Genomic DNA, 12,107 nt, shown 5'->3' with positions numbered 1-12,107 from the left:
CGCGCAGGCCTATGGTGCTGAGCAAAGCATCGTCTTTCGCCATCCGTCAGGGTTATTTGACGGCGGCCAGGAATCACTCTGGAATATTTCAGTTAATCGCCAATCCGTTGCCGCCAGCACACGACTCAATGATGAATATTATCGCAATGCGCAAATTGAGATGCAGGCGCAAGCGGAAACTGATCCTGATAAACCTGCGCTTACGGGAGAGCTATATCGCTACGGTGAAAACTATCAGTCGCTGGGCAAGGAGTACCAGGCTCTGCCTGAACAGGGACAATGGTTTGTCAAACGCCGTCAGGAACGCCTGATAACCGAGCAGGTCACTTTCGACGGTATGAGCAACGGTATGGATATCCGTCCGGGCATGGTGATCTCTCCACAGGGTAAAGCGTGGCCGAATGCGCTGGATGGCCTGCTGGTGGTCTCTACCTCATCAACCCGTATTTCGCGCGATACTGCCTATGTTATCCGCTTTACCGCCGTGCCCGTTCGCTCACAAAGCACTTATCGCCCACCGTTGAAAAGCTGGCCGCACATTGCAGGTACGCTGCTGGCTCGCGTCACCAGCCCGGTAGAAAATGCGCAATATGCAGAACTTGATGAACATGGCCGCTATCGGGTGCGTTTTCAGTTCGATCTGAACGAGTCCTGGCAGTCTGGTTTTGAAAGCGTACCGGTGCGGCTGGCGAAACCCTATGCAGGCAATGTCTACGGCTGGCACTTTCCGCTGATAGCCGGAACACAGGTGATGATTGCCTTCACCAACGGCGATCCTGACAGACCTTATATTCTGTGCTCGGTACATGACTCTCGCCATGAAGACCATGTCAATCTCTATAACTATCAACGCAATGTGCTGAGAACTCCGGCGAATAACAAACTCCGATTTGAGGATCGCCGTGGATATGAGCATGTCAAACTGTCGACGGAATTTGGCGGTAAGAGCCAACTCTCACTCGGCCACATTGTCGACAGTTCTCGTAGCAAGCGCGGCGAAGGATTTGAACTGCGCACAGACAGCACCGGTACGCTGCGAGCCGGTAAGGGCCTGTTCCTGACGGCGGATGCACAGACCACTGCAACCGGACCGGTACTGGAAATGACATCTGCAGTAAGCCTGGTCAAAGGTGCGATTAGCCAGATGAGCGACTGGCAGTCGATCACTCAGTCTCACCATAACCTCCAGCCTGATGCCACGCATCTCAGGGCTTATCTGGCCGCCGTCGACCAGCTCACATCCCCTGCCATGTTGCTGAGTGCACCGGAAGGGATTGGCGTTGTCAGCCCCAAAAGTATCCTGCTCAACTCAGGCAGTACTCTGCATCTGCAAAGCCAGACGGAAACCAGCATTGCCAGCGGCAAACGCATTCAGGTCAACGCCAGCCAGGCGATTTCTTTGTTGTCACAACAGGAAGGGATTCGCATGGTATCGGGGCAAGGCCCACTGACGGTGGAATCGCACGGCGATACCCTGGGACTGACGGCGATGAAAGATATCAGCGTGCAAACCGTTCAGGGTGAACTGCGCCTGACTGCGAAAAACGGCATTGTGCTGGGTTGCGGCGGCGCAACCATCAGGATTACGCCGCAGGGTGATATCCAGATCCATTCACCGGGTAAAACCAGCATCCGTGGCGTTCATGCGTGGAATTCTCCTGCCAGCGAAGAAACAATGCTGCCGGATCTGCCTAAATCCGTGTGCAAAGAGTGCCTGAAAAAGGCGCAGGAAGCCGCGCTGGCTTTCGCGCCAAGGGGATAACCATGACGGACATGAATAATGGCACAGCATGGTTGAAACAGGCCACCGCGCTTTGCGCAACTGCCGGGCAGGATTATATCGATGTGCTGGTTGATCAGGCGGGTACAACACAACCGCTGCAGCAGGCACTGAACCAGATTACCCCGCCGTTACGCTGGTTTGAGCTGTTTGAAAATACGCCGGAAGCGGCAACGCCAGAGTATTCACCGCTGGTGATGCGATTGCATTTTAACGTCAGCAGCCACCAGCGCTGGCTGGAACAACTGGTGGAACATTTTTCCACCACGCCGCGATTGACTTTGCTGATATCGCCACTGGCATTCGACCTGCTGAGTAGCCATTTGCAGGCACTGTCACAGGTTCACTGGGAAGAGCAAACCGGTTTGCTGCGCTACTACGACAATCGCGTATTCCCCTCGTTACTCGATCACGTCCTGACGCCAGAGCAGCAGGCGGCTTTCACCGACATTGCGCTGTTCTGGAGCTGGCGGAATCGTGATGACGAGATGGTGTGGAAAACCGGAACCTGGAACCCGGGTCGACAACTTGCTGATGCCCCGGAAATGAATCGTGTAAGCGATGCGCAGGTTGAGCTGATGGGATGTATCAGTGATGCCGAGATGTTGTTGAAGGAGCAGGCAACTTCAACTCTTTCGCGAGAAGCACATTTTACAGATTGTTTGGCAATTGCAATGCGGGCAAGCAAGTCTGGCTACGTTGGTGATTTGGCTGATTTTAGGGATTGAAACGTAATGAAAAAAATTGCGGTTAGTTGCTCACTACTGATTTTATCGATGATGTCTGGTTGCTCGCAGGCAAACAGTGATGATGGCTATACAGCTGGCGATCTTCGTGCAGTCAACCATGTCGAGGGACAAGGTATAAATGGTTTTTCAGTGAATGGATACCACGTTCCAGGTTTAGGCGGGGGATATTGCTGCATCATGCTTCCTGAAAAATGGACGCCTGATTTTAAAGTTCGGGTTGATTGGGAAGTTGATCCTCATACTGCACCATCACCACCCAGTTATAAAGATTGGGACAATTATTTAGTTTGGGAGAAACAACTTAAAAGCAGTTTTAAGCAACATAACGCCATCGTTAATATTCCGCAGTATGGCAAGGAACGCTGTGGACTAACTGTGCACTTTTTGCCCTGCAATAAGGTTAAGGTGACAACCGCATGCTCTGGATACGGTACATCTGGCTATCCGATTAAAGAGACTATTAACATGAAGGAGCCTGCGACATGTCCCGTGAAATGAGTTTAGCACTGCCATGTTTTGCACCACCGCAGTTCCCTGACAGTGGTCGTTTGTCGCTTAGGGAAGCGCAAGTTAATGCCAATTATAAAAAGCAGATTCAAGAAGAAATTGATTATCGAGCCACCCTTGGCGAAGAAACTGGGAAGAAAGGCGTCGTCCCTTGCTGTAGAAGCCTACATATCAGTTTATTTTTCGATGGCACGGGAAATAATGAAGAGAACGATACGCGTGTAGCTAAACCAACGCATCCGACCAATATCGCAAAGTTGTATCATGCGACATATCAAAATGCTGATGGTGAAGGCTATTTTCGTTATTACATTCCTGGTGTTGGCACGCCATTCCCAAAAATTGGCGAAATGGATTACAGCAACGATGGTCTGGCTTTCGCCGCAGGTGGAGAGGATCGAATTAACTGGGCGTTGCTGAGATTAGTGGATGCGTTGACTTATGCCGGTACTAAAGGGGGTAAACGCCTTGATGATGGCTTGGCTAAAGGAATGCTGCCCAATATGCAGGCTCGCGGAGCTTTTTCAGGGGAAGTGAATCGACGTAATGCGATTAACCCCTTGTTAAAGGCGTTAGAAGGCCAGGCAGCGCAAACCCAGCAGCCTCATCTTCTGGGCATAAAGTTGTTTATCTACGGTTTTTCTCGCGGAGCTGCTGAAGCACGAGCCTTTATTAATTGGTTAACCCAGTTACCGGACCCCAGGTTTAAAAACAATCCTCTGAAACTTGCTGGTTTACCGATCAGTATTGAGTTTCTGGGATTACTGGATACGGTGGCGTCTGTTGGGGCTGCTCATATTATGCCGGGTGCTGCAGGTCATATGGGTTGGGCGGATAATAGCCAGCAATTACCTGATGAGCGTAAATTCCCTGGATTGATTAAGTGTTGCCGACATTTCGTTGCCGCACACGAACAGCGCTTATGCTTCCCTCTTGACTCAGTTCGCCGCCCTGATGGCAGTTACCCGGCCAATACTCAGGAGGTCATTTATCCTGGGATGCACTCAGATGTTGGCGGCGGTTATCCTCCAGGGGATCAGGGAAAATCATGCAATGGCACGGGTGAAATTCTATCGCAAATCGTTCTTCACGATATGTATGCTGCGGCATTCGAGTCCGGCGCTCCATTGCTGGTACACCCCTCATCAATAACCTTACTAATTAAAGACATATCTCCATCACGCGTTATGTCTGGTGATTCGGTTACTGAGTTTGCTGTTGCACCTATGTTAACCAAACGCTTCAACATCTGGCGTCAAACCCTGCTCAACACCACCCTGCAAGGCAGCGAAGTGGCGGGAGATACATCAGAAGGTTATCGTGCCTATCAACTTTCTCAGACACTTGAAAGCGCGCTTATCGATCAGATTGGCTGGATCACCGCGTGGCGTATTGGTCGTTATGCTCACGGCAGCATGCTTCCTCAGGGGGATAAGTTTGCCAACAGTTTCTTTAATAAAGCACCCCAGCTAACTCCTGAAGGGCTTAAAAAAGAAGCGAAAGACCATAAAGCAGCGGTAAAAGCGCTTAACTTACGACGAGCAGAGGCCAAAAAGAGCCGCTTGCCGCTGGACGAAAGTTTACAGGGCAAACCCGATTTAGATCCTACCAACGCACAATATCAGCTACGCGAAGCGGCCCGTGAATTCCAGCATGATTATAAAGATTGGGGCCGGGATATTAATGGAAACTGGTGGGATAAAACCATACAGATTGCATTGGATGTAATCCCGAAACATGCCGTATTTCTGATCAACGGTGATGATGAAAAAGCGGAATACGAGCAGATGAAAGCCGATGGCGATCGTCGTTATCCGCAATTGTTTATCGACAAGCTGGGCAACGGCATTCGTACTCAACCGCGTGCTGACTTGTTAGCCCTTTACGATGAACAAATTCACGATTCCCGCGCCTGGTTTATGCAAAGTGCACTGGCTGGACGTGAACCCTGGGGCGGTTATTTCCGCTATCGCATGCTTTACTGCGGCAACCAGACCAATAAGAATCTTCGCCTGATTTCCGTTGAAGGCAAAGTAATCAACGCCGCGCCAACCTCCAATAACGTCATCTATTTTATCGAGCCAAAAACCGCTTATAACAATGTGACCTATAAAGTGAAGGATATGGCGACCGGTGTCGTTCAAACACTCACTCCACCAAAAGCAACCACCCAACCAGGCGCCGCAGTTGCCCAGGCTCGCATCAGTGTGGTGAGCGAACAGCATCAGGCCATGATGGCCTCTGCCCTTGATATGCTGAAATCCTCGGGAGCGCGAGTGGTATGACACTTAAAAAACTGGTGCGCGTAGGCGATACGCTCAAACCCTACGGTGGTGAAGTGCTCAGCGGGAGTTTTGACGCGTTTGGCAAGCCGGTGGCCTGCGTCAATGACAAAGCGAAATGTAACGAGCACGGCATGACCACCCTTATTCAGGGAGCAACCAACAGCACCGTAAACGGTAAAGCGGTGGCGCTGGATGGGCATAAATGTGCCTGCGGCTGTACGCTGGTCAGTTCCCTGCCGGATATGGATGTCTGCGGATGAAACAACCGCCGGTTTATGCCGATTACGCCACCATTTACCCGGCCCGCTGGCGGCGCTGGTGGGTGGCGTTGCCCATGCTGCTGTTTATATCGGCGATGACCACCATGCTGTTGTGGCCTGAGGGAAAGCCGACTCGTTCGCCGCTTTTCTGGTTCTGGGCGCTGGTCTTGCCGCTGCTGTGCTGGTTGCTGGCGGTGACGCTGCGCTGGCTGGTATGGCTGCAATCCACCGATAACAGCCAGACGTACTATGCAGAAACCTCACTGGCGCTGGATGCGTGGTGGCGAAAACGCAGCCACGCGTTGCCGGTAGAAGCTGTGTTGCTGGTGACGCCAGCCGGAGAAGACGCATCCGAACATCTGGCGCTGTTGTCGCACCCAGCAGACGCCCCGCAACCGGACATCAACGCAGAAGGTTACGCTCAGTTGCGTTGCCCACGGGTGCTGAACAGCGCGCGCAGTCGTCCTGTCATGCTGGCGACTTATCTCGCCAATCGCCTGGTGGCGCATGTGCGTCAGTCAGGTGAAACACGCACGATCACGCATCTCTGTTGGCTGGGTGATGACCCAAGTCTGCTCGCCTTTCGCGAAAAGTTGCTGGCAGCGGGCATGGTTATGCCTGAAGAAACCATGCGGCTTAGTGCGATTGATGGCGCAGATAACGTTATCGATCTCTTCGCCAAGACAGCTCCGACTTTGCTGCTGTGTGCCGGAGGTGGCGAAGGATTATCTGATGGCACCCAGGTTGCCGGAGAAGCCGCCTTTGCCTGGCTCTGCTCGGTGCAGGGGACTGCGTTGATGCATCGTTCGGAGCGCTGGCAACCGGCGTTGGGTGAAACGGCGACTCTGGCCGTCGCACAGCTTTCCCGTTATGCCGGATTAAGTGATACGCCGGATACGGTGATCGCGGCAGATGTCCCTGCAATGGAAGCGTTGCTGGATGGCGGCTGGTCCGCGCTGGATCACGTACTTGCCCCATGGCTCGGCCATGCCGGACAAATAACACCGTTTACGTTACGGTCGCTGGCGCTGCTCTCGGCGCTCAACGGCCAGTCCTGCGGCTGGATCGCCTCAGAAATGGAATCTCAATACACTACAGGAGTTTGTATTCCCCGTGGAAACCTCCCGCACTAATCCCCGGCACTCGTTGTTCTGGCTGGTTTGTGGCTATTTGCTTGTCGTAACCCTGTTGGTGCTGACTGGCGCAGGACTCTATTACTTCGCAGGCAGCAGCATTGACCTGCCGGAGGCTGTGCCGCGCCAGATTGCCTTCTGGTCATTGATGGTCTGGCTGGCGCTGTTGTGGTTCTGTCCACTGTTTATTCTCGCCTGGCGCGGGCTGGTGCGACTCAATGCGCGTGAAGCAACAGGCGCAGCAGATTCGCAGAAACAGCGTCCTGCAGAATATCAGTGGGTACAGGACGTTATCACCCAGATACGCTACCAGTATCGGTGGCACTGGCGCATCCGGGTACGCATCCTGCTGGTGGTCGGCGATGAGCATCTGGTTGAACAGAGTATCCCTGGCCTGACAACTCAGCACTGGCTTGAGGGGCATAACACCTTGCTGCTCTGGCACGGCAGCCCGCAGGAAGATCCGCTACCCACACAGCTGCGGGCGTTGCGTAAAATTCGCCGCCAGCTGGCAGATGCGGTGATCTGGGTTGTGAACGCAGAAGCGGAAATGACTCAGGATGTGCTGGATACCACGGCTCGCCAGATGCAGAAGCGTTACAGCCTGTTGGGCCAGGATATCCCGCTGTGGCTGTGGGAGATTCACGCGCCCTCTCTGCCCGGCGCCACCGCGCAGGGGATCGGATTTACCATCGCGCAAGGTGACAGTGCAGACGATTACCGTCAGTCGCTGGATGATCTTGAGCACCAGTTGGTTGAGCGCGGCATGCAGCATATTGAGCGTAATCGCCAGCACAGTTTCTTACTGGAACTGGCGCACGCGCTGCGAAGCGGTGGAGCGGATCGCCTGACACGAACCTTGTCGCAGCTCTCCACAGGTGCAAGGGCGCTGCCGCTGGCTGGCGTGGTACTCAGCCAGCCGGAGACCACCGGAAGCGCTTCATTGCGTCATGCCTGGCAGCCGGGAAAAGCCTGGCTGGATTTACTGGCGCTACGCTGGCGCAGGCCGGTAACCAGCGCTGCCTCATGGCGGAAAACGTTGCTGACGATCTGCTCCTGCCTGCTGGTGATGTGGATCGCCTGCCTGGTGTTTTCCTGGATTGCCAATGTTCGTCTTATACAAGCAGATCAGCAGCTTGCCGCCGCCGCAACAGATTCCCGTCAGCCGCTGCAGCAGCAACTTTTCGCCTTGCGCGAGCTGCAAAAAGAGATCGAGCGTCTGCAGCATCGTCAGCAATACGGTGCGCCCTGGTCTATGCGTTTTGGCCTCAGCCAGAATGACGCACTGTTGGATTCTCTGTGGCAACAATGGCAGCAGGCGGCCATGCCGCTGCTGCGTGATGCATCCGTCAAGCGCCTGACTACGCTGATGAGCGGCTGGCGTAACCTGCCGCCCGACAGCCCGCTGCGGGCCGATGAGGCCAAAAGCATGTATGACCTGCTCAAGGCGTACCTGATGCTGGCGCATCCCGAACAATCCGATCCGGCGTTTTTCAGCACCACGGTTATTAAGGTCTGGCAACTGCGTGATGGCATTCAGGACGCCAGCTGGCGCAACAATGGCGGCGCTATGCTGGCCTTTATGATGACGAATCTGCCTGCGCACCCAGAGTGGCAGTTACAACCGGATATGCGACTGGTCAGCAGTATGCGCTCAGCGCTGCTGCGTCAGATTGGTGCCAGCAATGCGGAGACTTCGCGCTATCAGAAGCTCATTGAGCAGGTGTCCCGTGATTATGCTGATATGACGCTCATTGAGATGGTCAGCGGCACCGACAGCAGCAGGTTGTTCGATACCGATGAAACCGTGCCTGGCGTCTTTACCCGCAAAGCGTGGGAAGAGGCAGTGCAACCGGCGATTGAGCAAGCGGCTAAAGTGCGGCGCGATGAAATCGACTGGGTTCTGAGTGATAACAAAGCTGCCAGCAACAATGCTCTCTCTCCGGAAACGCTGCAAGCGCGGCTGACAGATCGCTACTTCTCCGATTACGCCGGAGCCTGGCTGAAATTCCTCAACAGCCTGCAATGGCAGCGGGCAGAGAGCCTGTCGGAATCGATTGAACAGTTAACCCTGCTGGCTGATATACGCCAGTCACCTCTGATTGCACTGATGAACACGCTGAATGTGCAGGGCCGGACGGGGCAAACAGGCGGCGATTTGACCGATTCGCTGGTGAGCTCTGCAAAGAATCTGCTCAGCAGCGACAAAACCAGGGCCATCGCCAGACCACAAGGTGCACGTGGCCCAATGGATGACGCCTTTGGACCTTTGCTGGCGCTGACCGATACCGGCGCCGCGGCTAAAGATAGCCTCAGCCTGCCAACATTACTGACGCGTGTCACCCGTGTTCGTCTGCGACTGCAGCAGGTAACCAACGCGCCGGATCCGCAGGCCATGATGCAGTCGTTAGCACTGACGGTGTTTCAGGGCAAAGCCGTTGATCTTACTGAGACCCGCGATTACGGCAGTCTGATTGCCGCCAGCCTCGGACAGGAGTGGAGCGGGTTTGGTCAGGCGGTATTTGTCGAACCGATGGTGCAGGCGTGGGAGCAGGTGCTCAGCCCGACCGCTGAGAGCATTAACAGCCAGTGGCAGAACGATGTTGTCACTCCGTGGGATCAATCGTTTGCCGACCGCTACCCGTTTGCTAACCGACAAAGCGACGTCTCCTTACCGCATTTAGCGCAGTTTATGCGAACCGACACCGGACGTATCGTGCAGTTCGTTAACAGTCGCCTCGGTGGCCTGCTACGGCTCGAAGGCGATCGCTGGGTGCCGGATGCCATGAACAGCCAGGGACTGACATTCGATCCTGCTTTTCTCAGCGCGCTGAATAAACTGACGCACATCGCCAACACCGCATTTGTCCGGGGAGATGTGGAGCTGCATTTTCAGATGATGGCAAAACCTTCCCGCGACGTGGTGGAATCTGAGCTGACGGTGGATCGCCAGAAGCTGCAATATTTTAACCAGGAAGAGAGCTGGCAAACGCTGAACTGGCCAGACAACCGCTGGCAACCACAAACCACGCTGACCTGGCGCAGCACCCATACCGGAACCCGCATTTATGCCGATCACCCTGGAAGCTGGGGCCTGATCCGCCTGCTGGATAAAGCCCGCATCACCGATCTGGGCAGCAACATTTATCGTGTTCTCTGGCCGACGCCGGACGGGCTGGCATTGAACTATCAGATTCGCACGGAGCTCGGCAGCGGCCCGCTGGCGCTACTCGAGTTACGCGGCTTTCGCATGCCTGCACGGATATTTATTTCCGCAACGCAGAATGAAGATGCGTATCAGGGAGGCGAACAATGAGGGTTCGTTTCGCCCATGTATTGCTGATTTGCCTCGCGGCAACGTTGCTGAGCAGCTGTGGCGCGTGGCAAAAAACCAAACAGGGCACAGCAAGCATTGCTGATGCCGTGTTTTATCGCCAGGTCAACACCCTGCACCTGACCTTCACTGCGCGTATAGCGATCAATCAGGACGACGCCCAGCAGTCGATGCCCTTGCGTCTGAATATTTTGCAACTCAGCACACGTCAACGTTTCGATGACGCCGAATACAGCAGCCTGCTGGCACAGCCAGTTCGGGTGCTGAAAGAGAGTCTGGTGGCGCAGCGGCAGCTCAGCGTCATGCCGGGACAAAGCGTCAGTCTGGATATGCCAATGGAGAAGCAGGCGCAGTATGTCGCGGTCGTGGGCCTGTTCCGCCAACCGGACAGAGAGCGCGGCACATGGAAACGGGTGCTGAGCCGTGAGGAGCTTGATCCGGATTCACCACGCACGATTGAAGTAAGGGATAACACCCTGAATTTGGAATTATTGAAGTAACTATTCAATTAAACGGCAGGAGCCACAAAGTGACGCTATACGAAATAAAACCGAAGTTTCAGAATTTATTAAGACCGCTGGTCGTCAGGTTACATGCGCAGGGTATCTCTGCGAACCAGGTAACGTTGTTTGCCATGCTCACCTCTGTGGTATTGGGCGCATTGTTGATGTGTTTCCCCGACCCACGCTTTTTTATCACCCTGCCCGTTTTCCTGTTTTTCCGCATGGCGTTAAACGCCATTGATGGCATGTTAGCCAGGGAATTCAATCAGCAAACCACCCTTGGGGCGATCCTCAACGAGGTGGGTGACATTATCTCCGATGCCGCACTCTACCTCGCTTTTGCCTTTGTTACAGGCATCTCTCACTGGTTGGTTGTGCTGGTCGTGCTACTTTCCTGGCTGAGCGAATTTTGCGGTGTGATGTGCCAGACGCTGAACGGCATCCGTAGCTACCGTGGTCCGTTGGGCAAAAGTGACCGCGCATTTATCTTTGGTGCTCTTGGCCTGGTGATTGCGCTGTGGCCGCAGTATATCGGCTACGCTGACGCACTGTTTGCTATTGCCTCCCTGTTGCTGTGTTGGACCAGCCTGAATCGCTGCCGCAATGCGATGGAGGCGAAAAATGGCTGATTCCAGACACGTGCTTTATTACTGCCTGGGCGGTATCTTCGGCGTTCTCATTCTGGCAACGCTGATTATTTTTGTGCTGAGAAAGTGCCGCCCACAACGCAACTGGGTGGAATTGCAGCAGCGCGTTAATAGCTGGTGGGTCATTATCTGCCTGTTCTCGTTAGCAATGCTGTCGCCGAAGTGGCTGGCGCTAACCTTTTTCGGCTTCATCAGCTTCCTGTCGTTAAAAGAGTATCTGACGCTAGCACCCACGCGGCGTTCTGACAGTATGCCGCTGCTGTGGATGTATGCCGCTATCCCGGTGCAATATCTCTGGACCGGCATGGCCTGGTACGGCATGTTCATCATTTTTATCCCGGTTTACATCTTCCTGTTCCTGCCCGCTCGCATGGTGATTGCCGGTGATACCAAAGGTTTTCTGCACTCTGCATCGGTGATGCACTGGGGCATGATGACCACCGTGTTCGCTCTGAGCCACGTTGCCTACCTGATGACTTTACCCGGTGCCGACGCCAGCGCTGGTGCGCTGCTGGTGTTCTTCCTCGTTGCGCTGACTGAGCTGAATGATATTGCCCAGTATCTGTGGGGAAAATCGCTGGGCAGGATTCGCGTGACGCCCAACGTCAGCCCGAATAAGACGCTGGCCGGTTTGCTGGGTGGCATCTTTACCACCATGTTGCTGGCCGTGATTCTTGGTCCACTGCTGACACCGATGAGCTATCTCCACTCGCTGGGTGCTGGGTTGATAATTGGTGCAAGCGGCTTTTGCGGCGATGTGGTGATGTCGGCGATCAAGCGCGATTTTGGTGTGAAGGATTCCGGCAAATTGCTGCCCGGACACGGTGGCATTTTGGATCGACTTGATTCACTGATCTACACCGCGCCGCTGTTCTTCCACTTCTATTACTACTTCTACGTGTAGGAGGC

10 protein-coding genes are annotated in these 12,107 nt (G+C 54.3%); all 10 read left to right on the top strand.

The genetic code is table 11. The features are described from left to right. Positions 1–1,762 (top strand): type VI secretion system tip protein VgrG (locus RTM06_RS02205; protein WP_312179654.1); only part of this gene is annotated, 1,762 nt, incomplete at its 5' end. A 2-nt stretch (positions 1,763–1,764) separates the two neighbouring features. Next, on the top strand, positions 1,765–2,508 hold the full coding sequence (locus RTM06_RS02200) for a DUF4123 domain-containing protein (protein WP_293796549.1): 744 nt from the start codon (positions 1,765–1,767) through the stop codon (positions 2,506–2,508). 6 nt (positions 2,509–2,514) lie between these two features. After that, a complete protein-coding gene (locus tag RTM06_RS02195; RefSeq protein ID WP_312179651.1) occupies positions 2,515–3,027 on the top strand; it encodes a DUF3304 domain-containing protein in 513 nt (170 codons plus the stop codon). Continuing rightward, positions 3,012–5,321 carry a DUF2235 domain-containing protein gene (locus RTM06_RS02190; RefSeq protein ID WP_312179649.1) on the top strand — a complete coding sequence of 770 codons (2,310 nt, stop codon included), beginning with the start codon at positions 3,012–3,014 and terminating at the stop codon, positions 5,319–5,321. The genes RTM06_RS02195 and RTM06_RS02190 overlap by 16 nt, the downstream gene beginning before the upstream one ends. Next, on the top strand, positions 5,318–5,581 hold the full coding sequence (locus RTM06_RS02185; protein WP_312179647.1) for a PAAR domain-containing protein: 264 nt from the start codon (positions 5,318–5,320) through the stop codon (positions 5,579–5,581). Before RTM06_RS02190 ends, RTM06_RS02185 begins: the two co-directional genes overlap by 4 nt. Further along, on the top strand, positions 5,578–6,714 hold the full coding sequence (locus RTM06_RS02180) for a hypothetical protein (RefSeq protein ID WP_312179645.1): 1,137 nt from the start codon (positions 5,578–5,580) through the stop codon (positions 6,712–6,714). Before RTM06_RS02185 ends, RTM06_RS02180 begins: the two co-directional genes overlap by 4 nt. Beyond that, positions 6,695–10,030 (top strand): ImcF-related family protein, encoded by a 3,336-nt coding sequence (locus RTM06_RS02175; RefSeq protein WP_312179643.1) that lies wholly within the window; start codon positions 6,695–6,697, stop codon positions 10,028–10,030. Before RTM06_RS02180 ends, RTM06_RS02175 begins: the two co-directional genes overlap by 20 nt. Continuing rightward, positions 10,027–10,548 (top strand): type VI secretion system lipoprotein TssJ, encoded by a 522-nt coding sequence (tssJ, locus tag RTM06_RS02170; protein WP_312179641.1) that lies wholly within the window; start codon positions 10,027–10,029, stop codon positions 10,546–10,548. Before RTM06_RS02175 ends, tssJ begins: the two co-directional genes overlap by 4 nt. Before the next feature lie 29 nt (positions 10,549–10,577). Then, on the top strand, positions 10,578–11,180 hold the full coding sequence (locus tag RTM06_RS02165) for a CDP-alcohol phosphatidyltransferase family protein (protein ID WP_312179639.1): 603 nt from the start codon (positions 10,578–10,580) through the stop codon (positions 11,178–11,180). After that, on the top strand, positions 11,173–12,102 hold the full coding sequence (locus RTM06_RS02160; protein WP_312179637.1) for a phosphatidate cytidylyltransferase: 930 nt from the start codon (positions 11,173–11,175) through the stop codon (positions 12,100–12,102). Before RTM06_RS02165 ends, RTM06_RS02160 begins: the two co-directional genes overlap by 8 nt. The last annotated feature ends 5 nt before the right edge of the window (positions 12,103–12,107 follow it).

This window comes from Pantoea sp. CTOTU46764, assembly GCF_031974595.1.
Taxonomy (GTDB): Bacteria; Pseudomonadota; Gammaproteobacteria; order Enterobacterales; family Enterobacteriaceae; genus Pantoea; species Pantoea trifolii.
This window is presented reverse-complemented; position numbering and strand designations above follow the sequence as displayed.

Coding starts and splice junctions, on each gene's coding strand:
- RTM06_RS02200 (WP_293796549.1), top strand. CDS start 1,765: ATGACGGACATGAATAATGGCACAGCATGGTTGAAACAGGCCACCGCG.
- RTM06_RS02195 (WP_312179651.1), top strand. CDS start 2,515: ATGAAAAAAATTGCGGTTAGTTGCTCACTACTGATTTTATCGATGATG.
- RTM06_RS02190 (WP_312179649.1), top strand. CDS start 3,012: ATGTCCCGTGAAATGAGTTTAGCACTGCCATGTTTTGCACCACCGCAG.
- RTM06_RS02185 (WP_312179647.1), top strand. CDS start 5,318: ATGACACTTAAAAAACTGGTGCGCGTAGGCGATACGCTCAAACCCTAC.
- RTM06_RS02180 (WP_312179645.1), top strand. CDS start 5,578: ATGAAACAACCGCCGGTTTATGCCGATTACGCCACCATTTACCCGGCC.
- tssJ (WP_312179641.1), top strand. CDS start 10,027: ATGAGGGTTCGTTTCGCCCATGTATTGCTGATTTGCCTCGCGGCAACG.
- RTM06_RS02160 (WP_312179637.1), top strand. CDS start 11,173: ATGGCTGATTCCAGACACGTGCTTTATTACTGCCTGGGCGGTATCTTC.